Here is a 21,477-nt window from a genome sequence, read left to right as displayed (position 1 = left end):
TCAACCTTTCGGTACTTCGACGACGACCTGAGTCGCCTTGACGGATGCGGTGGCGAGCGAGCCGACCTCGAGCTGCAGTTCGCGCGCCGCTTCGGACGACATGAGTGAGACCACCCGATGCGGTCCGGACTGGATGTCGACCTGGGCCATCAGCCCGTCGATCTGCACGCGCGTGACGATGCCGACGAAGCGGTTGCGGGCGCTGGAGAGCACGTCTCCGGCCTTCTTCGCCTCCTCCGCGAGCGCGACGGCCCGCGCCGCGACGGCATCGCCGGGGATCTCGGCAGGCACCGCGTCCGTGACCGGGAGGAGCCCCTGCTCGATCCAGCGGCGGACGGTGTCGTCACTCACTCCGAGCAACTGCGCGGCGCGAGCGATCCGGTAGGTGTGCATGGGACGAATCTACCGCAGATGCGGAGAAAATCATCAGGAGATTCCGATCCTGCGTCAATTGAGCAAGAACGGGCTCTTCCTTATCTACCAGCGGGATACGAGGCGTCGCACTGTCCCCCGAACGGCCGATACCGCCCGGCGGCGGATGTCCGCCATGATGACTCTCGATGACCGCACCGAATCACCCCACCGACGGGCTGTCCGACTTCGCGGACCTGATGACCCACGAGCAGGAGTTCGCTCACGATCGTGATCGAATCCCTCCGGAGGTACGTCGCGCCCGCCGACGCCGCGGGCTCATCATCACGGCCGTCTGCGTCTTCCTGCTGCTGGCGGCGGCCGGTGGGTACATCGGGTGGGCTCTCACCGCTCCCGTGAATCCGCCGGCGGTGAGCACACAGACGCCGCAGGCCCCGACCGTCGACGCCGCATCCATCGCCGTGCCGCCGGTGGCCGCATCGGCGATCAGCATCTCGGGTGCGGACGCGTATCTGGGCGAGGGGGCGCCGGGGATCTGGTCGTCGAGCGGAACCGGCGAGCCGCTCCCCATCGCGAGCATCACCAAACTGGTCACCGCCCTGGTCATCCTCGATGCGGTCCCGCTCGCCTCCGCCGAAGATCCGGGCCCCACGATCACCTTCAGCAAGGCCGACCACGACCTCTACGACAGGTACTACGTGCTCGGCGCGACCATCGCCCCCATGCCTACCGGCACCGCGATGTCGCTGCACGACGCCCTCGCCGCCATGCTGATCCCCTCGGCGAGCAACTACGCCGAGGCGCTGTCATCCCGGATCTTCGGATCGCAGAGCGCGTTCCTCGGCGCGACGCGCGCCTGGCTCTCCGCCCAAGGGCTGACGGGCACGACGATCACCGAACCCACCGGCATCAGCCCACGCAACACCAGCACGCCTGCCGATCTCGTGGCGATCGGGAAGCTCGCCGCCGCGAATCCGACGATCGCGCAGATCGTCGCGACCGCGTCGATCACCCTCCCCGGCGCCGGCCAGCTCTACAACACCAACGGCCTGATCGGAACCAGCGGGATCACGGGACTGAAGACCGGCACCCTCGGCGAGGGCACCTACAGCCTGCTGTACACCGCGACTCTCGACGTCGGTGCGACCGATCCGCTCGCGGTCACCGGCGTGATCCTCGGGGGTTCTTCACGCGAGTCGGTGAACGCCACCGTGGTCGCCACCCTGGACAGCATCCGCGCCGGGTTCCACGAGGTGCCCCTCGCGACATCCGGGCAGGAGGTCGGCACGATCTCCACGCCCTGGGGCTCCACCGCCCAGCTGGTCATCGGGGAAGACGCGTCGATCCTCACCTGGTCGGATACTCCGATCACCGTCACGATGGAGATCAAGACCCCGCCGACCTATCGAGACGGTTCGGTCGTGGGGAACGTGACCTGGACCGCCGGCCCGAACACCGTCACCGCGCCGGTCGAGATCACGAGCAGCATCGACCCGCCGTCCGAGTGGTGGCGACTCACCCACCCGTCCGAGCTCGGCTCGATGACGGATGCCGCCCGCTGACGCTGCCCTCTGCACCTGCACCCGGAAATCTCAGCTTCTCCCCCATCCCCGGCAGGGGAGCTCGTCCGCAAGGCGCTGAAGACGATCGAAGCATCGAAGGAGGATTGACGATGGACATCACCGCCACCGCGCGCAAGTGGGAACACGGCTGGGAACTCTGGCTCGACGGAGAAGCCGCCACACAGATCGCCACACTCGACAAGGCTGAACAGCAGGTCCGGGACTACCTCGACACCGAGGAACCCGATGTCGACCACAGCGCTTGGAACATCACCGTGGTGCCCGATATCGGCCCTCTCGGCGATGAGGTCGCTGCCGCGCACATCGCGACGGAGAATGCGATCGCGGCCTCGGCCGCCGCCGCCGCGGAGTCGCGTCGCGTCGTTCGACACCTTCGAGAAGCCGGATTCTCCGTCACCGACTCCGCGGCGATTCTCGGCGTCTCACGCGGGCGGGTGTCTCAGCTCGTGAGCAGCTGAGACACCATGCAACTGCCGGGCATACGCTGAACGCATGCAGCCCCTCGTCGCCCCCGCCGCCGCGCTGGACCCGGAAGAACTCGTGCGCACCGCGCGGCACGCCGTGCTCGGCGGTATCGGCGAAGAAGGGCAGCGCCGCCTGAACGCCGCCCATGTCGCGGTCGTCGGTGCGGGAGGCCTCGGCTCACCGGTGCTGCTCGCACTGGCTGCGGCGGGGATCGGCTCGATAGCCGTGATCGATGATGACGTCGTTGAGCTGACCAACCTGCAGCGTCAGCTTGCACACCGGGTGGAAGACATCGGGACCAGGAAGACCGCCTCAGCCGCGCGCGCGATCACCGCGCTCGCCCCACAGACAGTCGTGACCCAGGTGCACGAACGTCTCGATGCCGCCAATGCCGAGCGACTGTTGGCGCGCGCCGACGTGGTGGTCGACACGAGCGACTCCTTCGCCACCCGCCGCGACGTGGCCGCTGCGACCGAGACGCTCGGGCTGCCGCTCGTGTGGGGGGCCGTGCAGGAGTGGCACGCGCAGGCCACCGTGTTCTGGTCGCGACCGACCGAAGGAGACCCCGTGGTGCTCACCGACCTCTTCCCGCTCGACACCGAGGGCGAGCCGCCCAGCTGCGCCCAGGTCGGCGTGCTCGGCGCCCTGTGCGTGCAGGTCGGCGGGATGCTGGCCGGCGAGGCGATCAAGCTCGTCACCGGAGCGGGCGAACCGCTGCTCGGACGCCTGGCCATGATCGACGCACTCACCGGTCGACAGCACGAGATCGCGATCCGGTCGGCTGCAACAGCGTCGGCATCGGCGTCGGCATCGGCGGTGTCGGCATGAACGGCCGTCGGACGGTCGAAGAGCAGCTCGACCGCGTGCTCGAGGCCGTCCAGGTGCTCGCGGCCGATACGCGTCCGGTGCGGGATGCTGCGGGGCGCACCCTCGCCGATCCGGCGACCGCCGCCCACGACATCCCGCTCTTCGACAACTCGGCGATGGACGGCTTCGCCGTGCGCGAAGCCGATGTCGCCGGCGCATCAGAGGAGCATCCGGTCACCCTGCGAGTGGTCGCCGACCTCCCCGCCGGCGTCGCGACCGACCCTCCACTCGGCCGAGGCGAGGCTGCCCGCATCATGACCGGGTCGCCGACCCCGACGGATGCCGACGTGATCGTGCCCTTCGAGGACACCACCGGCGGGCTCGCCGATTCCCTCGGCGAGGTACGGGTGCTGCGGGCGCCGGCCAAGCCCGGTGTCTTCGTGCGGCGCCGGGGCGCGGATCTGCATGCAGGCGACGAGGTCGTGCTCGCCGGCGAGCGCCTCGGGCCCTTCCAGGTCGCGGCCGCCGTCGCCGCCGGCATCGCCGAGGTCACGGTGACGCGTGCGCCTCGGGTGGCCGTGGTGTCGACGGGCAGCGAGCTGCTCGCACCGGGGGAAGCCCCCGCCCGCGGCCGCATCCCCGACTCGAACGGCCCGCTGCTGGAGCAGCTGGTGGCGGATGCCGATGCCGAGGTGGTGCTGGTCGCGCGCGTTCCGGACGAGGCCGACGCCGTCCGAGCGGTGACGGCCGAAGCCGTCGCCCTCGCTGCCGACGTGATCGTCTTCACGGGCGGTGTCAGCGCCGGTGCCTACGAGCCCGTGCGCGGAGCCTTCGACGGCGGTGGACAGGTCGAGTTCAGCGCGGTCGCGATGCAGCCGGGCAAGCCGCAGGCCTTCGGAGTGCTCGAGACCGGATGCCTGGTGTTCGGCCTCCCGGGAAACCCCGTCAGCGTGGCGGTGTCGTTCGAGGTGTTCGTGCGACCCGCCCTCCTCGCGATGCAGGGACGGACGCAGATCCACCGCCCCCGCGCGCCGCTCACCGCCGACGCCTCGTGGACGCCTCCGCCCGGCCGCCGCCAGTACCTTCCCGCCGTCGTCGACCTCGCCGCGCGCACCGTGCGTCCGGCGACCGCGGGCGGGTCGGGGTCGCACCTCGCCGGCGGTCTCGCCCGTGCGCACGCGTTCGCGATCGTGCCGGCCGAGATCGAGGCGGTCGCCGTGGGCGATGTGATCGATGTCATGCTGGTCGGATGAGCTTCCCTCACCTTGACGCCGCCGGCCGTGCGCACATGGTCGACGTGACCGCGAAGCAGCCGACCGTCCGCACCGCGACCGCGCGAGGCTTCGTGCGTTGCAGCACCGACGTGATCACCGCCCTCCGCGACGGCACCGTACCGAAGGGCGATGTCCTCGCCGTGGCGCGCATCGCCGGCATCCAGGCGGCGAAGTCCACCCCGTCGCTGCTCCCGCTCGCGCACGTGATCGGCGTGCATCGGGCGAGCGTGGACCTCGAGATCGTCGATGACGGCGTGCACGTCGAGGCCACGGTGGGCACCGCCGACCGCACGGGCGTCGAGATGGAAGCACTGACGGCGGTCTCGGTCACCGCCCTCGCGATCGTCGACATGATCAAAGGCGTCGACCGCGCCGTCGTGATCGAAGACGTGCGCATCGTGGCGAAGTCCGGCGGGCGCTCCGGCGACTGGGTCCGCCCCGGAGAAGCCGCACCCTTCGTCGCGTCCGGAGACGCGGGGGACGCCCGATGACTCGGGTGCGCTACTTCGCCGCCGCCGCCGAGGCCGCAGGCACCGACAGCGAAGAACGCGGCGAGAACTCGCTCCTCGCCCTGCGCGCCGCCGTCGTCGCCGAGCATCCGGCGCTCGCCGACATCCTGGCGCGCTGCGCGGTGCTCGTCGACGGGGTGCGCGCCGACGGCGACACCGCCCTCGACGACGCCGAGCTCATCGACGTGCTCCCGCCCTTCGCCGGCGGATGACGGGGACGGCTCAGCCGCCGATGCCCTTCCACGACGAGGTTCCGTCGACCTCGAGCTGACGCTTCCACACGGGGAGGTCGCTCTTGATGGCCTCGATGACCGCCCGGCACACCTCGAACGCCTCGGCACGATGCTCGGAGGCGACCGCGATCACCACGGCCGCATCGCCGACGTCGAGGTGGCCGATGCGATGGCTCACCGCCACCACCGCGGGGGCTTCCGCCCCGGCGCCGGCCTGCTCGGCGATCCGCCGCAACGTCGCCTCGGCGTCGGGGTGTGCACTGTACTCCAGGCCGACCACGGGGGTCTCGGCGTCCGGGTCGTTGTCGCGCACCCGGCCGACGAAGGTCGTCACCGCCCCGAGTCGAGGGTCTTCGACCGCGGCGAGATGCGCATCGAGATCGAGACGCTGTTCCGACACGGCTGCGATTCTCACGTCGTTCATGAGTGGTCTCCGCCCTTCACCTGATCCAGGATGTGCGCGGCGACGCCGAGCACCACGGGGACGCCGGAAGCGACGGCGCGCGGGGAACCGGGGAGGTTCACGACGAGCATGCCGTCGGGGTCGACGATGCCGGCGAGTCCGCGTGACAGCACGGAGAGCGGGGTGTCGGCGAGTCCGCTGCGACGCAGCTCCTCGGCGATCCCGGGGATCTCTCGGGTGATCACACGCTGCGTCCCCTCGGGGGTCAGATCACGAGGACCGACACCGGTCCCCCCGGTCGTCACGACCAGTCGGATGCCGCGGGCGACCGCCCGGCGCAGGGCATCCGCCACCGAATCCGCACCATCGGCGACGATCTCGGCGTCGGGACAGTGCCACCCGGCATCCCGCAGCAGCCCCACGGCGACCGGTCCTCCACGATCCTCACGCTCCCCGGCGAACGATCGATCCGAGACGGTGATCACGAGTGCGGGGAGTGGGCCCATGGCTCCCACCCTAGGCCCGCGTGCCCGACCGCGCACCGGACTCAGGTGACCCGGATGAGCGAACGCTGCCATCCCGACGAGCCATCGGGGGCGATCGGTGCGCGCTCCTCGATCTGCAGGTCGCCGTTCTTGTTCACGGCCCGCACCGCGACGTAGTGCGTGCCCGGCGTCGCGTCCCACTCCATGAACCACTGCACCCAGGTGTCGTCGTTGATCGGCGCCGACAACGTCGCCGGAACCCAGTCCCCGTCGTCGATGCTCACCTCCACGCGGTCGATGCCGACCGACTGCGCCCAGGCCACTCCGGCGATCGGGATCTTCCCCGCCTCCACGGCCGCGCCGAGCTTCGGGGTGTCGACGCGCGAGGCGAACTTGATCGGCGCCTCGGCGCTGTACCCCCGGGGCGTCCAGTACGCCTCGTCCTGAGCGAAGGTCGTGACCTTGAGCTCGGTGAGCCACTTGGTCGCCGACACGTAGCCGTAGAGTCCCGGCACGACCATCCGCACCGGGAAGCCGTGCTCGAGGGGCAGCGGTTCGCCGTTCATCCCGACGGCGAGGATCGCATCGAGGTCGTCATCGGTGAGCGCCGCGAGCGGTGTGCTCGCGGTGTAGCCGTCGACGCTGCGCGAGAGCACCATGTCGGCGCCGGACTTCACCCCCGCCTTCTTGAGCACGTCTCGCAACGGCACCCCGAGCCACTTCGCGTTGCCGACCAGCTCACCGCCGACCTCGTTCGAGACGCACGTGAGCGTGATCGCGTACTCGTCGAGGCCCATGTCGAGGATGTCCTGGAAGCTCATCTCGACACGCTGGTCGACCATGCCGTCGATCACCAGACGCCAGGTGTCCGGATCGATCGACGGAACCGTGAGCGCGGTGTCGACGCGGTAGAAGTCCTTGTTCGGGGTGAACAGCTTGCTGAGCCCGGGGATGTCGAGCTCGGCACCCTGCGGCACCGTGACCGTGGTCTTCGGGGAGGGCAGCTTCAGCGCGCTCCGGATGGCCTCGACCGAGGAGACCGCCATGCTCACCGTGCGGGCGGTGATGCCCACGACCAGCGCGGACGCTCCGGCGAGCGCGGCGAGGACGAAGAAGCGACGCCGGTCGAAACCCGGACGCGCGCTCTGCGCGTCGGTGATGTCGGCGCCGGGGGCTTCGGGATCCGCGGCCTCCGTGGCGCTCTCCACTTCACCCCCGCTCCCGACGACGGATTCCCGCCACCCGCGCAGACGGCGGCAGAGGAGCACGAGGACGAACGATCCGGCGACCGTCCCGAGGACCGGAGGCAGGAAGGCGAGCGGAGCCACGGCCGCACGCGTCACGATCGCCGCGGTCGAGAGCACTCCCGCGATCACCAGCGCGATCACGCCGAGGGGCGGACGCACGAACTGCAGGATGCCGGCGATCGCCGAGGCGATGAGCACGGCGAGACCGAGGCCGGCCAGCAGCGCGATCTTGTCGTATTCGCCGAAGGTGGCGATCGCGAACTCCTTGAAGGGCTGCGGCACGATGTCGATCACGAACCCTCCCACCGCGAGGATCGGACTGGCCGCGCGTGCGAAGAGCAGCGCGAACAGCTCGGCCGTCGCGAGGAAGACGCCCCCGCCGATCATGCCCGCGAGGGCCGCCCAGACGAGGAATCTCTTGCCACTGCGGCGCTGCACCATGGTCGTCTCCCGTTCCACCGTCTCCGCACACCGTCGCCGGTGTGATCTCCCGTTGTTCGGAGCCGAGGCGCGATCGGATGTGAGGATCAGCGGAGACGCCGTCCGTCGGTCAGAGACGACGCGCGGTGATGGCCTCGCGACCCTGGAACTGTCGCAGCGTGCGCAGGCATCGCGAGCACAGGATCTCGACCCGACGCGGGTGGCCTTCGCCGCATACGCAGTCGACCGTCACGCGCCATCTGGCCTTGCGTCCGCAGGGCTGGTAGCCCTCGTCGTCACCGTGATCGCACTCGCACCGCTGCCGCCCACGGTCGAGCCCGCCGAGTTCGTCGACATCGTGATCGGACTCGACGTCCACGGCTTCCTGCGTTCTCACCACCAGCCGATGCTCCCAGGACCGCGGCTCCGCGCGCAACACGGTCGACGCCCGGCGGCGCCGTCAGCGCGGCCGGGGAGTGCAGCGGGGAGCGCGGCGGACCCGGTGTCTCTCGGCTAGACCCCGACGACCCGAGGGTCGGCAGGGGTGTGCGGTGCCGCGGGCGGCGCGGGAGGGGGTGGCGGGGCGAGCTGCCGCTGCGGCACGCCGTGCGCCTCCCGGTGCAGCCGCTCCATCCTGTTGTCGAGCTCGGCGGCGGCATCCGCAGCATCCGACAGGCTGTCGACGAGGTGCGAGGGCACCTGGTTCGAGAACTTGTAGTAGATCTTGTGCTCGAGGCTCGCCCAGAAATCCATCGCGATGGTGCGGAACTGCACTTCGACCGGCACCAACAGCGCGCCGGTCGACAGGAACACGGGCACCTCGATGATCGCGTGCAGGCTCTTGTACCCGTTGTCCTTCGGGTGCGCGATGTAGTCCTTGACCGTGCGCACGGTGATGTCGTCCTGCGCGGTGAGCAGGTCGAACAGGCGGTACACGTCGGCGACGAAGCTGCACGTCACGCGCACACCGGCGATGTCGGTGATCTCGGCGCGGATGCGGTCGAAGTCGGGCTCGTCGATCCCCTTCCGGGCGATCTTCTCGACGATGCTGTCGGGCGACTTCAGCCGACTCTTCACGTGCTCGATCGGGTTGTACGCGTGGTCGTGCGTGAACTCGTCGCGCAGGATCGAGATCTTCGTCTCGACCTCGCGCATCCCGAACTCGTACTCACGCAGGAACCGCTGCAGCTCGTCGCGCAGCTCGCGGGCCTGGTTGATCGTGTCCTCGGTGACGTGAACGGTCGTCATGCCGACGACGTTACGGCTTCGTGATCGGAAACCGCTGTGGATACCCGATGTCCTCACGATTCCCGAACACCGTCACCCAGGTGCTTCGGCGCGGCCCGTGGGCACTCCGGTCGCAATTCCTGCCGCTTCCGCGCGGCGAGAACGACAGCAAGTGCGACCGGAAACGGAGAGACAGCGCGGCGGGCGGGGGACGGCGGGGAAAGGTCACCCGGGGTCGGGAGGCGGGTCGACGACGTCGCGACCGAGGCCCGCCTCGCGGGCGCGCACGATGAGTGCGCTGCGATCGGGGACGGCGAGCTTCGCGAGGATACCGGACAGATAGTTGCGCACGGTCTTCGACGACAGTACGAGCCGCCGGGCGACGGCCTGGTTGTCGAGCCCGCGGGCGATCAGATCGAGCACCTCGCGCTCCCGGTGCGTGAGTTCGGGGAACACCACGGGTCCCGTCGTCCGCGCCCCGGAGAGCAGATCGATCGCCCGCCGCCCGATCTCTGCCGTGAGCAGGACGTCGCCGGCGGCCACCGCCCGCAGCCCGCGCTCGATCTCATCGGGCAGCGCGCTCTTGAGCAGGTAGCCACGGGCCCCGGCCCGCAACGCGGCGAACACCGAGTCGTCGTCGCCGAGCATCGTCACGATGAGCACCCCGATCCCGGGGGCTGCCCGGACGATACGGCGCGTCGCCTCGATGCCCGACCCCGACCCGAGATCCACGTCCATGAGCACGACGTCGGGCTGGGCGGCCAGCACCCCTTCCACGGCCTCATCCTCGGTGCCCGCCCGACCTACGACCTCGAACCCGTCGATCGATTCGAGGAAGCTCGACATCCCGTATGCGAAGACCGGGTGATCATCGACGACGAAGATGCGCACGGCACCGTCGGGCGTCGCATCCACGGCGATCGGCTGCTCTGGCATGCCGCTCACGCTAGCGCCCTCCTCCCCGTCGCGCACCACTCCTCCCGCCTCGCCCGAAGGCCGTCGGCGGGTGTCCTCGGTGGGAGCAGCCCCATCTGCTCCCACCGGGTTCCCGTTGTCGCCCCACCGGCCGGAAGCCGTCGGGAGCCACCCGGATCGGCGTTCCCACGACGCCGACGGATGCCGAGCATGTCGGCCCCGCTTGTTGCCGGTCGCCCGCTCGACCGCGCATGGTCCCTCCTCCTGCCGACGGATGTCGTCGACCATCGTCGACGGTAGGCGTCCCGATGTCCCGGTCGAGAGGGCGCCGCGTCCCGATCTCACGGGCGATACGACCCGGGACGCGTCGAATGCTGGCCTCGACGCCCGGGCTTCGGGCACACTGAGGCGCGGAGAGGATCGCCCGTGTCCATGACGGTCGCACGAGCCCGCACGACCCCGGCGCCGCAGCGGCGCGGCACCCGCACGCTGCCCGCGGCCCTCATCCTGGTGCTCTCGTGGGCCCCCGCCCTGGTCGGCATGCTGCTGTGTCTGAGCGCGGCATCCGGCATCGAAGCCGTCGGCACCCTCAGCGCGGCCCTCGCGTTCGGCGCCGCAGCAGCCCTTCTGCCGGTGCGCGGCGGGCACGGCGGCCGCGGCGGCCCGCTACTCCCGCTCGCGCTCGCGGTGACGGCGGTGGGTGCCGGCGCATCCACGCTCGCCTCGGGACTCCGCGCCGCAGGGATCGACGGCGGCCTCGGGCTCGACCTGCTGGGAGTGGCCTGGATGCCCGGGGGTCTCACGGTCGCGGGCGTGCTGGGGGCCGCGGTGATGTTCCGCTGGCGCTCCCTCCTCGCGGCCGGGGTCGTGCTCTCCACAGCCATCGCCGTCACGAGCGCGGCGGAGCTGCATCAGGGGCACGCACTCCCGGTCGCCCCCGCCCTGTGGATCGTCTGGCTCGCCCTCGCGCTCGGATCCGGCCTGATGATCCTCTGGGCAGCTGCCCGACGCGCCTCGCCCGATCATGAGGCCGCCCTGTGGCTGGCCCTGTCACATTTCGCGCTCCTGCTCTCCGGCGTCGGGGGATACATCATCGGCGAGGAGGGCGGGTCGTCGTTCATCGGGACCGCGTTCGCCGCGGCATTCCTCCCGGCAGGTGTGCTGTTCGCCGCGGCATCCTTCATGCTCACCGCGATCGCCCGCGCCCCGGATGCCGTCGACCCGCCGCTGGCGCGCTTCGCCGTCGGCGTGCTGCTGGTGTCCGCCCTGCTCGTCGCCTACGGCGCGGTCGCAGCGACGGCGGCCCAGCTGGCTCCGCTCACCCCCACGAGCGGGGGGATGATCGCCGTCGTGCTCCTGGCCATCGGCGCGGAGCCGGCCAGACGCGGCATCCAACGTGCGGTCGACCAGCTGCTCTACGGCAGATCGGCCGATCCCCGCGCTCTCCTGCGAACCGTGAGCGAGGGGATCGCCGGAGGGGAGGGCGGCTCGCTCGACGCCCTGGCCGCGGCCCTGCGGCAGTCGTTGCGGCTCGGAGGCGTGGCGATCATCTCGTCGACCGGCGAGGGGATGCGTGCCCAGGCCGGGACCATCGACCCGACGACCGCGCAGATCATCACGCTGTTCGCGGCGGACGGTCCCTGCGGGACTGTGGAGGCCTGCGGAGCCGCCGGCCGACGCCCGGAGCCCCGAACGATCGACGCGCTGCGCCGGATCGGCGGAGTGCTGAGCGTCGCCGTGCTCCTCGCCGAGATCAACGAGGGCCTGCGGGAGGCCAGGGACCGCGCCAGGCAGATCGCCGCGAGCGAGCGACGGTTCGCCCGCGCCGAGATCGAAGCCGGGATCGAACCCGCTCTCGCACGCATCCGCCGGGATCTCGAGGAACTCCCGGATGCGACGGACCCGGGAGCACTGCTCGGACGGGCCGCCGCGTCGCTGCAGTCCGCGACGACCGACGTGCGGGACCTGGCGCGCACGCTGCTGCCCGGATCGCTCGACGCGGGCGATCTCCCCGCCGCTCTCGCCGAGCTGTCCGCGCGCTTCGAGAGCCCGGATCTCCGCGCCGATGTGCGACAGGCGCCCGAGCATCCCGAAGCCGTCTACCACCTCGTCGCGGAGGCGGTGCTGCGTGCGAGACGACGCGGAGGCGTCGATCGCATCGAGGTGGCCGTGCACACCGCCGACCGGTGGGAGCTGCGACTGAGCGGCGAGCGCACGCGCACCGAACCGATCCTCCGTGCCCTGCGCGCTCGCGCGGAAGAGGCCGGATACCGCGCCGACGAGGACCGCCCGTCCGGCACGCTCACCGTGGCGGGGCGAGCGTGAACCGCCCGTCTCCGTGGCGGACGGTCGCCGCCCTCGCCGTGCTGGTCCCCGCGTGGGGGCTGGCGTGCGCGTCGATCGCCCTGGCCTGGATCTTCCAACTCCCCGCCGCCCCCGTCGCGGGGACGTTCCTCTCTCCGGCGCCTCCTCAGGCGCAAGCTCGCTTCGACGACATCGGCGTCGCGGTCGCCTTCGTCTACGCACCGCTCGCGGCCGTGCTGCTGCTGCGTCGACCGCAGCCGGTCGCCGTCCTGCTGGGTGCGCACGCGGTCGGCTCCGGGCTCGCGGCGTTCGGCGTGCAGTACGGACTGCTCGCGCTCGAGGATCCGACACTCCCCGGGGCGGGGCTGCTCGCGTACGCGGGCGGATGGGCGTTCGTCCCCGGCACCTTCCTGACGGCGATCGTCCCGCTGCTCCTCCTCCCGGGCGGGCGGGGCGCGCTGCGCCGCATGCTGCTGCGCGTGGTCGCGACCGCGACCGTCGTGGCGACGGCCGCATCGATGACGCAGCGGGGAGACGGCCCCCTCGACAATCCGCTCGCGCCCGCCTGGCCGGGCTATCAGAGCGTGCTCCCCGGGGCCTATGCCGTCGCCGCGGCGGTGACGCTGTGCTGCTCGCTGGTGGTCGCCGGAATCCTGGCGCGTCACGCTCTGCGGGCGGGGCGCGAGGAGCGGTCGCCCTTGCTGTGGCTGCTCGTCGGCCATATCTTCCTCACGGCCTCGTATGTCGTCACAGTGCTCCCGGCGTCTCTGCAGCTCGCCGATCCGATCTGGGTCTTCGGCACGATCGCCCCCATCGTCGGCCAGATCTTCTACCCGTCGGCCATCCTCGTGATGGGTCTCCAGCACCGGCTCCGCGGCATCGACGTGGCGGTGAGTGCCGTGCTGACCACCAGCATCCTCGCCGTGCTGGCCGCGGCCGCCTACCTGCTCACCGTGACCGCTCTCGAGACCCTCGGTCCCCCGACGCCGGTCGCGGTGTTCACGACAGCCGCCGCGATCGCCGTCGGCCTGCTCCCCGCCCGTCGTGTCATCCATCACCGTGTCGACCGACTCGTCTACGGCGAGGCCGGTGCCCCGGAGCGCCTCGTGAACACGCTCGGGGCCGAGGTCGGCGAGATCGCGACCGGATCCGACGGACTGCGAGCACTGGCCTCGGCACTGCGTCGCACGCTGCGGCTCGGTTCGGTGCGCATCAGCACCGCGACCGATCGCGGGACGGATGAGCGCGGATCCCGCACCGCGACGACCGCTTCCGACGCCGTGGGGGTGCGGGTCGGCACGCCGCAGGGCACGCCCGTGCTGTTCACGCTGGATGCCGGCGGCGGCGAGGCCGACCGGCCCGCGGTGCTCGCTGTCACCGGCTCCGACCCCGACCTGCAGGTAGGGCGTCGCGCCCGCGAGACCATCGCCGACCTCGCACCGGTGATCGGCGTCGTCGTGCGGCTCGCCGCAGCATCCACCGCGCTGGACGCCGCACGCCGGAGCGCAGCCGATGCCAGGCATGCCGAACGACGAGCGCTGCGCCGCGAGCTGCATGACGGACTCGGACCCGCTCTCTCCGGCGCCGGGTTCTCGCTGGCCGCCGCGGCCAACCTCCTCGCACGCGGTGATCGCGCCGCGGCGGAGGCGACAGCCGTGCGGGTGGGCGAGCTTCTGGAGGCGCAGACGCTCACGCTGACCGGGCTCGCGCGAGGAGGCACGGCAGCGGTCACCGACCTCGTCGGCGGCCTGGACGCCCTCGTCGCGTCGTTCGCCGGTGCCGCCAGCGCGGTGCGTCTGGTCGTCGCGGATGCGGTGGCACTCGACCCTCGGCGTTCGGGCATCCTGCTGCGGATCGCGGCCGAAGCCGTGCTGAATGCCGTGCGGCATGCCGGCGCCGGAGCGGTCGTGGTGACTCTCGGCGGCGCGGACGACGTCGTCCTGCGCGTGCACGACGACGGACGCGGCCTCGGCGAGCACCGCAGCGCCGGCGTCGGTCTCGCGTCGATGCGCGAATGGGCGCAGGAGGCGGACTTCCAGGTGGAGTGGGTCCAGCCGGCGGACGGCGGCACGCTCGTGCGGGTGCGCGCCGCCGACCGCCGCGGCTGACGGCGGCGCGGCTAGCCCGCCGGCTGGAGGACGATCACGATCGAGCCCTCCCCGGGCTGCACCTGGAAGCCGAGTTCAGAGCCCCCGGCTCATCGGCTCGGCTCCGCATCGGATACCGCGGCGGAGCCGGCGACCGTGCGCACCCCGGTCCGCTCCCCGACCGCGACTCCTCGGCGGCCCACCAGCAGCCACAGCGAGGCGAAGGCGAGCCCGAGTCCGCCGACGGGCCCTGCGAGTCCGGGCACGCCGGTGACGATGTAGCCCGCCGCCACGAGGAGCACGAGCCCCGCGAGCAGGGTGCCGAGGATGCGGGAGACCGAGCGCTCGACCCAGGCCATCGCGGCGAGCGCACCCAGCGAGACGAGAACGCCGAACCACGGGATGAACGCCCCGAAATCGGTCAGCGCGTAGAAGACGAGCAGCCCCTCGTTGCCGAAGCTTCCGAACTCGGGACCGCCATGGCCGTAGAGGGCCAGCGTCCCCTTCCAGGCGTATCCGAAGGTGAGGCCGGCGGCCGAGGTCACGAGTCCCGCGGAGAAGACCCGCGATGCGACGGAGTGCTCGGCGCGTTCCGTGCGCACGCGCCACGCTCCGTGCAGCACCAGCAGGCAGGCGACCGCGGCGAAGCCGAACAGGAAGCCGAGTCGGTTTCCCGTGGGATCGAGGTTCGGCATGTCCTCGGCGGCGGCGATGAGCACACCGCCCCGCTCGTAGTCCGCCTCCGTCCACGGCCGCACGTCGAAGAGGATGGTCGCCGTGAAGCCGAGGAGTCCTGCGGCGACTCCCCACAGCAGCCAGAGTCGTCCTCCGCGTGAGGCGGAGGGGCGTGAACCGCGCTCGCGCGCGGCGGTGATCTGAGACATCGGTCTCTCCTGTCTGTCGATGCGCCCCCAGCGGACGCTCGCTCACTCTGCGCGTCCGGGTGTCCCGGGCGTCAGGGGCCTCGGTCACGAGTCGGCGGGCGCTGCATCGGGCGGCGGAGGGGCGCCACGGCGGGTTCTCCTCCGAGACCGGGACATCGGCCCCTGACGCCCGGGACTCCGGGACGGCGAGTGTCGAGGGGCGCCGACTCCGGTGCCCGCGCCCGAGAGGCGCGTGCTCACAGACAGGAACTCCCAAATGACCGCATCCGTCGTCTCCACGCCTTCCGCTCTCGCGCTGAGACCTCGCCCACGCCTCTGGGCGGTGTCGGGGCTCTTCGCTGCGATCGGTTCGATCGCGAGCGTCTTCCTCTCGATGTCGCTGTCCCCGGAGTACATCCGCGGCAGCGTGATCACCTCCGAGGCCATCAATGCCGGGCTCATGGACAGGCGACCGCTGCTGATCGCCTTCCACGTCGCGACCCTCGCCTCGGCGCTGCTGATCGTGGTGTTCGCGGCCGGGCTGCACCGCCGACTGCACGCGTCGACCGGTGCGCAGTCGACGGCACCGCTGATCGCCTTCGCCGGCCTGCTGCTGGTCGCCGCCGCCCAGGTGCTGGGGAGCGGCCTGGACACCGAGTTCCTGTTCGGCATCGACGACACCGCGATCAACCTGCCCGGCGACATCGGGATGTACTCGCATTGGATCGCGACCATCCCGTGGCTGTGGGCGGGCGGAGGACTCGCGGCCCTCGCCGTCGGCGTCGCGTCGCGGGCAGGGGCGGCGCCGCGATGGATCGGGATCACGGGCTTCGCGTTCGGAGGGATCACCGTGCTGCTCGCGCTCTCGCCGCTGCAGTACATGGCCGCTGTTCCCGGATCGCTGTGGCTCCTCGTGACAGCACTCGGCTTCGCCGTCGGCGACCGTCACGCCTCCCGCCACCGCTGACCTGCGCCCGCGGGCCCGCGCGCCCGCTCGAAGGGCGACCGGAACCGCGGCACGGACGACGCGTAAGGATTCCGTGAGGACAGCGCATCCGTCCGTAGGGATTCCGTGAGGATCGCGTGAGGATGCCGTCGGGAGGCGTAGTGTCGCCGGACGTGTCAGACGAAAACAGGGAGGGCGCGGACGCACCGCCGCGCGCCAAGCGCATCCTCATCGGAGAACCGCTGACGAGCCAGCAGGTCGACGACCAGCTCCTCCCGAAGCGGATGGCGTTGCCGATCTTCGCGTCGGACGCGCTGAGCTCTGTGGCCTACGCCCCGCAGGAGCTGGTGATGATCCTGCTGATCGGCGGGCTCACGTTCCTGTCGTTCACGCCGCTCGTCGCGATCGCGGTCGTGGTGCTGCTGATCGTCGTCGTGCTCAGCTACCGCCAGCTCATCAAGGCCTACCCGTCGGGCGGTGGCGACTACGAAGTCGCATCCAAGAACCTCGGCGAGATCCCCGGCGTGATCGTCGCCGCGGCGCTCCTGGTCGACTACGTGCTGACCGTGGCCGTGTCGGTCGCATCGGGTGTCGACAACATCATCTCGGCGGTGCCCGGTCTCGACCCGTTCCGCGTCGAGCTGGCGGTCGGCTTCGTCATCCTCATCATCGTCGTGAACCTCCGAGGGGTGCGCGAGGCGTCTCTGGTCTTCGCGATCCCGACCTACGTGTTCATCGGCTCGGTCGGGATCATGATCGTCACGGGCCTGATCCGCACGTTCCTCGGCGACGCCCCCGTCGCCTCGAGCGCCGAATTCTCGGTGCAGGCGGAGAGCCTCGGCCAGGCAGCCGTGATCCTGCTGATCCTGCGCGCGTTCTCGAGCGGATGCTCCGCGCTCACCGGCGTCGAGGCCGTGTCGAACGGCGTTCCCGCGTTCCGTGCCCCGAAGGTGCGCAACGCGCAGTCGACGCTCGTGCTGATGGGCTCGATCGCGATCTGCCTGTTCGCAGGTCTCACCGCCCTCGCCCTCATCACCGGCGTGCACTACGCCGAGAACCCCTGCGACCTCGTCGGGTTCGACTGCACGAACCCGCAGCCCAGCCTGATGGCGCAGATCGCCGCGGCGACCTTCGGCGGCGGCAGCATCGCGTTCTTCATCGTGCAGGCTGCGACCGCGTGCGTGCTGCTGCTCGCCGCGAACACCGCGTTCAACGGCTTCCCGCTGCTGGGCGCCGTGCTCGCCCGCGACGGCTACGCCCCGAAGTCACTCAACACCCGCGGCGACCGTCTCGTGTTCTCGAACGGCATGATCCTGCTCGGCATCGCGGCGATCGCGGTGCTCGTGGTGTTCCAGGCGAAGCTGACCACCCTGATCCAGCTGTACATCATCGGCGTGTTCGTCTCGTTCTCGCTCGGACAGATCGGCATGGTGCGGCACTGGCGGAGAGTGCTGCGCGGCCCTGCGGAAGACACGGCCGGTTCCGGGATCGACGGAGCATCGGCATCCGATCGCCGCTCGGCGAAGATCGGGCTCATGATCAACTCGGCCGGTGCGGTGATGACCGTGCTCGTCCTGGTGATCGTGACGATCACCAAGTTCACGCACGGCGCGTATCTGGTGTTCTTCGCGATCCCGATCCTCGCGTTCCTGATGCTGGGGGTGAAACGGTACTACCGCGACGTCGAGCATGAGATCGCGATCGACGACACCACCAGGTTCGGCGCGACCGGCGACCTCGCCATCGTGCTCGTGAACAGGCTGCAGAAGCCGGTAGTGAAGGCGATCGACTACGCGATCGCGGCGAAGCACGGCAAGACGCTCGCGGTGCATGTGGCCGTGGCCTCCGACGATGCTGCCGCGCTGCAGAAGGACTGGGCCGATCACCTCGTGCCGATCCCGCTCGTGATCGTCGAGTCGCCGTATCGCTCGTTCGCGCAGCCGGTGTCGCAGTTCATCAAGCAGTATCGCGAGAAGCACGGCTCGTCGGTGGTGACCGTGTACCTCCCGCAGTACATCGTGGGGCACTGGTGGGAGTCGTTCCTGCACAACCGTCGCGCCCGTCGCCTGGCCAATCAGCTGATGCTCGTGCACGGGGTGTCGATCACGCTCGTGCCGTGGCTGCTCGACTCGTCGGAGCTCATCTACGGCCGTCGCTCCCGTCCGCTGCCCGGCCAGGAGCGCGCCGGCCGCCCGGTGGTCGTGAACGGTCGCCGTGCGCACCGCCCCGCCGGCCCGCCGCAGGACGGCGCACCCGAGGCCTGAGACTGCTTCGACCCGGCCCATCGTCCTTCCGGTCGCACCCTCTCAGACCTCGTCGAGCACGGCGCCCAGGATGCCGGCGGCCTCGGCGAACCGCGCGGGATCGGCGTTCGCGTAGTTGAGCCGCACGTAGGAGCCGGAGGGCTCGGCCGGGAACCACTCGGACCCCGGGGAGATGATCAGGCCGTGCGCCTCGCAGCCACGCACGACCTGCACGACATCCATCCCCTCGGGCAGCCGCACCCAGAGGTTCAGGCCGCCCACCGGGACACCCTCCACCTGCACGGTGGGGGCGTGCGCGGCCAGGCTCGAGATCAACAGGTCGCGGCGTGCACGCAGGTGCTCACGGAATCCGCGCAGGTGCGTGCGCCAGGCCGGCTGGGTGACCACGTCGAGTGCGGCGGCCTGCAGGGCTCCGCTCACGTACATGGACTCGGCCGCGCGGTCAGCGAGAATCCGCTCCCTGGCGGGGCCACGCGCGATCACGGCCGCGACGCGCAGGGCGGGCGAGGCGCTCTTGGTGAGCGAGCGCAGGTAGACCACGTGGCCGTCGGCGTCGGATGCGGCGATCGGACGCGGCTCGGCATCGATCCCCAGGTCATGCGCCCAGTCGTCCTCGATCAGGAAGGCCCCGTGACGGCGGACCGTCTCAAGCACGGCCTCCCCCGTCGCGACCGGCCACTGCGCCCCTGTCGGGTTGGCGAACGTCGGCTGCGCGTAGAACGCCCGGGCCCCGGTCTGCGCGAACGCCCGCTCGACGTCGTCCGGATCGGGACCGTGCGGACCGGACGGGATCGGCACCAGGACCACACCCGCCTGCGCGGCGGCGAGCATCGCGCCCCAGTACGTCGGCGACTCGATCAGCAGGGGTCGTCCGACGCCCACGACCGCCCGGAAGATCGAGCTCAGCCCGCTCTGGCTGCCCGAGATGATGAGCGCGTCCCGCGCCGACGCGGGTGTGACGCCTGCGGGAGCGGCGGATGCGAGCTCGCCGGCGAACCAGGCCTGCAGTTCGGGGAGACCTGCCGCGGGCGAACGGGTCAGCGCCGCGTCCGACCGGGCGGCCCGCACGAGCGCCTGTCGCACGAGCCGTTGCGGCAGCAGGTCGACCGCGGGGTAGCCCGAGTGCAGTCCGATCGCATCGGGGGCGACCGTGCGCTGCGTCGACGACAGGCCGATGAGCGCCGTGGGCGCCGTACCGAGGGCTGCCGTCTGCCAGCCGTAGTCGACCGCGCGGGCAGCCGGCGCAGCGCGCACGAACGTCCCCGCACCGGGACGCGACTCGACCAGCCCGAGTCGGACGAGCTGCTGCATCGCCTTCTGCACCGTCACCGGGCTCGCCCCGTACTCCGCCATGAGCGCCCGGTTCGACGGGACGCGTGCGCCCGGGGATGCGGAGGCGATCCACGCACGCACTCCGGCGACGATCCGGTCACTGCTATCCTGACTCATGAAAGTAGACAGTAGCGTTATCGCACCACGATCGACAGTGCTATCGACGCGTGCGGGCCTGTGGTGGGGGCTTCTCGGCGTCACCGCCTTCTCCTTCACCCTCCCGTTCACGCGCATCGCGATCGGCGGGCTCTCGCCGCTCTTCATCGGATCCGGCCGCGCGGTCGTCGCCGCCCTCCTCGCCGGGATCGCCCTGGCCGTGACGCGCCAGCGGCCGCCGACCAGGGCCCAATGGGCGCGCCTCGCAATCGTCGCCGGCGGCGTGGTGGCCGGCTTCCCCCTGCTGACCTCGTTCGCGATGACCACGACCCCCGCCAGCCACGGCGCGGTCGTGATCGGCCTGCTTCCCGCGGCGACCGCTGTCGCGGTGGTGCTCCGCACACGCGAGCGGCCCGCCCGCTCCTTCTGGACCTTCGCGGTCCTCGGCGCGGTCGCCGCCGTCGTGTTCGCCGCGCTGCAGAACGGCGGACTCGGCTCTCTCACCGGCGCCGACCTGCTGCTGTTCGGGGCCGTCATCGCCGCAGCGATCGGCTACGCGGAGGGCGGTCTGCTCGCCCGCGAGCTCGGCTCCTGGCAGACCGTCTCGTGGGCGCTGATCGTCGCCGCGCCGTTGATGGCCGTGCTGACGGTGGTATCGGCGCTCCATCAGCCGCCCGCCGCGACACCCGTGCAGTGGCTCGCGTTCACCTACCTCGCCGCGGTGAGCATGTTCGTCGGCTTCTTCGCCTGGTACCGCGGGCTCGCGATCGGTCCGATGGCGCAAGTCAGCCAGATCCAGCTCGTCCAGCCCGTGATGAGCATCGCGTGGGCCGCCCTCCTGCTGCACGAGCCGATCGGCTGGGCCACCGCGGTCGGTGGACTCGCCGTGATCGCCTGCGCCGCACTCGCAGTGCGCACCCGGCTGATCGACCGCCGGAACCGACCGGCTTAGGGTGAGGGGATGACCGACACGCGAACCGCGACACCGTGGCCGGCACGGACACCTCGGCTGCAGATCCGCCCCTGCACACCCGCCGACATCGACGTGATGTGGGAGTGGCGTCGGCTCGCCGAGGTGAACCGGTGGCTGGGGGTCGCCCCCGACACACTGGACGCGTTCCGTGAGTGGTATCTCGGCCCCGATCGACTCTCCTCCCTGTACATCGTCGAGCTGCTACCCGAAGACGAGACCGCGGCTCCGACCCCGATCGGCGACATCATGGTGCGGATCGGGGACGGATGGGCGCAGGTCGAAGTCGCCGCCGATGCGAAGGGAGTCCAAGCCGAGCTGGGTTGGGTGCTCGACCCGGCGCACACCGGGAACGGCTACGCGACCGAAGCGATCCGCGCCGTGATCGACGTGTGCTTCGGCCCGCTGGGCCTGCGCCGGGTGCATGCCGGCTGCTACGCCGACAATGAGCCGTCCTGGCGCCTCATGGAGCGTCTCGGGATGCGCCGTGAGGAGTTCAGCCGCAAGACGGCCCTGCATCGCTCGGGTGAGTGGCTCGACGGCATGAACTACGGGCTGCTCGCCGAGGAATGGTCGATGCCCTCCGAGGGGTGACGGGCGGCCGCATGCGAGCAGCTCATCCACGCGGGTCCGCCGCCGGAGCAGCACGGTCCGCGTACCCTGTACCGATGACCC

Annotated in this window: 21 protein-coding genes; 12 read left to right on the top strand and 9 right to left on the bottom strand. The window is 71.1% G+C overall.

The window, feature by feature from the left end; translation table 11 throughout:
- Nucleotides 1-393, bottom strand: coding sequence for a molybdopterin-binding protein (locus tag CQ042_RS14625; RefSeq protein ID WP_105671189.1), 393 nt, complete (start codon nt 391-393; stop codon nt 1-3).
- 167 nt (nt 394-560) lie between these two features.
- On the opposite strand from CQ042_RS14625, the gene CQ042_RS14620 reads away from it, so the two are divergent.
- The 6 genes from CQ042_RS14620 (at nt 561) to CQ042_RS14595 (ending at nt 5,222) form a co-directional block, all read left to right on the top strand.
- Entirely contained in the window at nt 561-1,934 is a 1,374-nt protein-coding gene (locus CQ042_RS14620; RefSeq protein WP_105671188.1) for a D-alanyl-D-alanine carboxypeptidase family protein, read from the top strand.
- A gap of 110 nt (nt 1,935-2,044) precedes the next feature.
- Complete coding sequence (locus CQ042_RS14615) at nt 2,045-2,413, top strand: antitoxin HicB (protein ID WP_105671187.1); 369 nt, start codon at nt 2,045-2,047, stop codon at nt 2,411-2,413.
- Between the two features lie 34 nt (nt 2,414-2,447).
- Nucleotides 2,448-3,248 carry a HesA/MoeB/ThiF family protein gene (locus CQ042_RS14610; RefSeq protein ID WP_105671186.1) on the top strand — a complete coding sequence of 267 codons (801 nt, stop codon included), beginning with the start codon at nt 2,448-2,450 and terminating at the stop codon, nt 3,246-3,248.
- Nucleotides 3,245-4,480, top strand: a complete 1,236-nt coding sequence (gene glp, locus CQ042_RS14605; RefSeq protein WP_105671185.1) for a gephyrin-like molybdotransferase Glp — start codon at nt 3,245-3,247, stop codon at nt 4,478-4,480. Before CQ042_RS14610 ends, glp begins: the two co-directional genes overlap by 4 nt.
- Nucleotides 4,477-4,992 (top strand): cyclic pyranopterin monophosphate synthase MoaC, encoded by a 516-nt coding sequence (gene moaC / locus CQ042_RS14600; RefSeq protein ID WP_105671184.1) that lies wholly within the window; start codon nt 4,477-4,479, stop codon nt 4,990-4,992. Before glp ends, moaC begins: the two co-directional genes overlap by 4 nt.
- Nucleotides 4,989-5,222, top strand: coding sequence for a MoaD/ThiS family protein (locus CQ042_RS14595; RefSeq protein ID WP_105671183.1), 234 nt, complete (start codon nt 4,989-4,991; stop codon nt 5,220-5,222). The genes moaC and CQ042_RS14595 overlap by 4 nt, the downstream gene beginning before the upstream one ends.
- 10 nt (nt 5,223-5,232) lie before the next feature.
- Here the strand turns inward: CQ042_RS14595 and CQ042_RS14590 are convergent, their stop codons facing one another.
- The 6 genes from CQ042_RS14590 to CQ042_RS14565 form a co-directional block, all read right to left on the bottom strand.
- The gene (locus tag CQ042_RS14590) at nt 5,233-5,667 is read right to left on the bottom strand and encodes a molybdenum cofactor biosynthesis protein MoaE (protein WP_105671182.1); all 435 of its coding nucleotides are present in this window, start codon (nt 5,665-5,667) and stop codon (nt 5,233-5,235) included.
- Nucleotides 5,664-6,152, bottom strand: coding sequence for a molybdenum cofactor biosynthesis protein B (locus CQ042_RS14585; RefSeq protein WP_105671181.1), 489 nt, complete (start codon nt 6,150-6,152; stop codon nt 5,664-5,666). The genes CQ042_RS14590 and CQ042_RS14585 overlap by 4 nt, the downstream gene beginning before the upstream one ends.
- Nucleotides 6,153-6,193: 41 nt before the next feature.
- Nucleotides 6,194-7,819, bottom strand: a complete 1,626-nt coding sequence (locus CQ042_RS14580) for a molybdopterin-dependent oxidoreductase (protein WP_105671180.1) — start codon at nt 7,817-7,819, stop codon at nt 6,194-6,196.
- Between the two features lie 109 nt (nt 7,820-7,928).
- Nucleotides 7,929-8,198, bottom strand: coding sequence for a hypothetical protein (locus CQ042_RS20320; protein WP_146115410.1), 270 nt, complete (start codon nt 8,196-8,198; stop codon nt 7,929-7,931).
- 113 nt (nt 8,199-8,311) lie between these two features.
- The gene (locus CQ042_RS14570) at nt 8,312-9,046 is read right to left on the bottom strand and encodes a GTP pyrophosphokinase family protein (RefSeq protein WP_105671178.1); all 735 of its coding nucleotides are present in this window, start codon (nt 9,044-9,046) and stop codon (nt 8,312-8,314) included.
- Nucleotides 9,047-9,250: 204 nt separating this feature from the next.
- Nucleotides 9,251-9,961, bottom strand: a complete 711-nt coding sequence (locus tag CQ042_RS14565; RefSeq protein WP_105671177.1) for a response regulator transcription factor — start codon at nt 9,959-9,961, stop codon at nt 9,251-9,253.
- Nucleotides 9,962-10,372: 411 nt separating this feature from the next.
- Here CQ042_RS14565 and CQ042_RS14560 point away from each other — a divergent pair, with 411 nt between their 5' ends.
- Both CQ042_RS14560 and CQ042_RS14555 read left to right on the top strand, forming a co-directional pair.
- Entirely contained in the window at nt 10,373-12,265 is a 1,893-nt protein-coding gene (locus tag CQ042_RS14560; protein WP_105671176.1) for a hypothetical protein, read from the top strand.
- Complete coding sequence (locus tag CQ042_RS14555; protein ID WP_105671175.1) at nt 12,262-14,352, top strand: sensor histidine kinase; 2,091 nt, start codon at nt 12,262-12,264, stop codon at nt 14,350-14,352. Before CQ042_RS14560 ends, CQ042_RS14555 begins: the two co-directional genes overlap by 4 nt.
- An 89-nt stretch (nt 14,353-14,441) precedes the next feature.
- Here the strand turns inward: CQ042_RS14555 and CQ042_RS14550 are convergent, their stop codons facing one another.
- Nucleotides 14,442-15,215 (bottom strand): hypothetical protein, encoded by a 774-nt coding sequence (locus tag CQ042_RS14550; RefSeq protein WP_105671174.1) that lies wholly within the window; start codon nt 15,213-15,215, stop codon nt 14,442-14,444.
- Nucleotides 15,216-15,471: 256 nt separating this feature from the next.
- Between CQ042_RS14550 and CQ042_RS14545 the strand changes: the two genes are divergently transcribed.
- Nucleotides 15,472-16,161: a hypothetical protein gene (locus CQ042_RS14545; RefSeq protein WP_105671173.1), complete on the top strand. Its 690-nt coding sequence runs from the start codon at nt 15,472-15,474 to the stop codon at nt 16,159-16,161.
- 122 nt (nt 16,162-16,283) lie between these two features.
- Nucleotides 16,284-18,404, top strand: coding sequence for an APC family permease (locus tag CQ042_RS14540; RefSeq protein ID WP_258132265.1), 2,121 nt, complete (start codon nt 16,284-16,286; stop codon nt 18,402-18,404).
- A gap of 42 nt (nt 18,405-18,446) precedes the next feature.
- Here the strand turns inward: CQ042_RS14540 and CQ042_RS14535 are convergent, their stop codons facing one another.
- Nucleotides 18,447-19,853, bottom strand: a complete 1,407-nt coding sequence (locus CQ042_RS14535) for a PLP-dependent aminotransferase family protein (protein WP_105671171.1) — start codon at nt 19,851-19,853, stop codon at nt 18,447-18,449.
- Between CQ042_RS14535 and CQ042_RS14530 the strand changes: the two genes are divergently transcribed.
- Both CQ042_RS14530 and CQ042_RS14525 read left to right on the top strand, forming a co-directional pair.
- Nucleotides 19,852-20,784 (top strand): DMT family transporter, encoded by a 933-nt coding sequence (locus tag CQ042_RS14530; RefSeq protein ID WP_105671170.1) that lies wholly within the window; start codon nt 19,852-19,854, stop codon nt 20,782-20,784. The two genes, CQ042_RS14535 and CQ042_RS14530, sit on opposite strands and share 2 nt — an antisense overlap.
- 9 nt (nt 20,785-20,793) lie before the next feature.
- Nucleotides 20,794-21,396: a GNAT family N-acetyltransferase gene (locus CQ042_RS14525; RefSeq protein WP_105671169.1), complete on the top strand. Its 603-nt coding sequence runs from the start codon at nt 20,794-20,796 to the stop codon at nt 21,394-21,396.
- The last annotated feature ends 81 nt before the right edge of the window (nt 21,397-21,477 follow it).

The organism is Microbacterium sp. MYb62, assembly GCF_002979475.1.
GTDB lineage: Bacteria > Actinomycetota > Actinomycetes > Actinomycetales > Microbacteriaceae > Microbacterium.
This window is presented reverse-complemented; position numbering and strand designations above follow the sequence as displayed.

Bases quoted from the DNA above. Each gene is read 5' to 3' on its own strand.
- CQ042_RS14625 (WP_105671189.1), bottom strand. From the start codon at position 393: ATGCACACCTACCGGATCGCTCGCGCCGCGCAGTTGCTCGGAGTGAGT.
- CQ042_RS14620 (WP_105671188.1), top strand. From the start codon at position 561: ATGACCGCACCGAATCACCCCACCGACGGGCTGTCCGACTTCGCGGAC.
- CQ042_RS14615 (WP_105671187.1), top strand. From the start codon at position 2,045: ATGGACATCACCGCCACCGCGCGCAAGTGGGAACACGGCTGGGAACTC.
- CQ042_RS14610 (WP_105671186.1), top strand. From the start codon at position 2,448: ATGCAGCCCCTCGTCGCCCCCGCCGCCGCGCTGGACCCGGAAGAACTC.
- glp (WP_105671185.1), top strand. From the start codon at position 3,245: ATGAACGGCCGTCGGACGGTCGAAGAGCAGCTCGACCGCGTGCTCGAG.
- moaC (WP_105671184.1), top strand. From the start codon at position 4,477: ATGAGCTTCCCTCACCTTGACGCCGCCGGCCGTGCGCACATGGTCGAC.
- CQ042_RS14595 (WP_105671183.1), top strand. From the start codon at position 4,989: ATGACTCGGGTGCGCTACTTCGCCGCCGCCGCCGAGGCCGCAGGCACC.
- CQ042_RS14590 (WP_105671182.1), bottom strand. From the start codon at position 5,667: ATGAACGACGTGAGAATCGCAGCCGTGTCGGAACAGCGTCTCGATCTC.
- CQ042_RS14585 (WP_105671181.1), bottom strand. From the start codon at position 6,152: ATGGGCCCACTCCCCGCACTCGTGATCACCGTCTCGGATCGATCGTTC.
- CQ042_RS14580 (WP_105671180.1), bottom strand. From the start codon at position 7,819: ATGGTGCAGCGCCGCAGTGGCAAGAGATTCCTCGTCTGGGCGGCCCTC.
- CQ042_RS14570 (WP_105671178.1), bottom strand. From the start codon at position 9,046: ATGACGACCGTTCACGTCACCGAGGACACGATCAACCAGGCCCGCGAG.
- CQ042_RS14565 (WP_105671177.1), bottom strand. From the start codon at position 9,961: ATGCCAGAGCAGCCGATCGCCGTGGATGCGACGCCCGACGGTGCCGTG.
- CQ042_RS14560 (WP_105671176.1), top strand. From the start codon at position 10,373: ATGACGGTCGCACGAGCCCGCACGACCCCGGCGCCGCAGCGGCGCGGC.
- CQ042_RS14550 (WP_105671174.1), bottom strand. From the start codon at position 15,215: ATGTCTCAGATCACCGCCGCGCGCGAGCGCGGTTCACGCCCCTCCGCC.
- CQ042_RS14545 (WP_105671173.1), top strand. From the start codon at position 15,472: ATGACCGCATCCGTCGTCTCCACGCCTTCCGCTCTCGCGCTGAGACCT.
- CQ042_RS14540 (WP_258132265.1), top strand. From the start codon at position 16,284: ATGCCGTCGGGAGGCGTAGTGTCGCCGGACGTGTCAGACGAAAACAGG.
- CQ042_RS14530 (WP_105671170.1), top strand. From the start codon at position 19,852: ATGAAAGTAGACAGTAGCGTTATCGCACCACGATCGACAGTGCTATCG.
- CQ042_RS14535 (WP_105671171.1), bottom strand. From the start codon at position 19,853: ATGAGTCAGGATAGCAGTGACCGGATCGTCGCCGGAGTGCGTGCGTGG.
- CQ042_RS14525 (WP_105671169.1), top strand. From the start codon at position 20,794: ATGACCGACACGCGAACCGCGACACCGTGGCCGGCACGGACACCTCGG.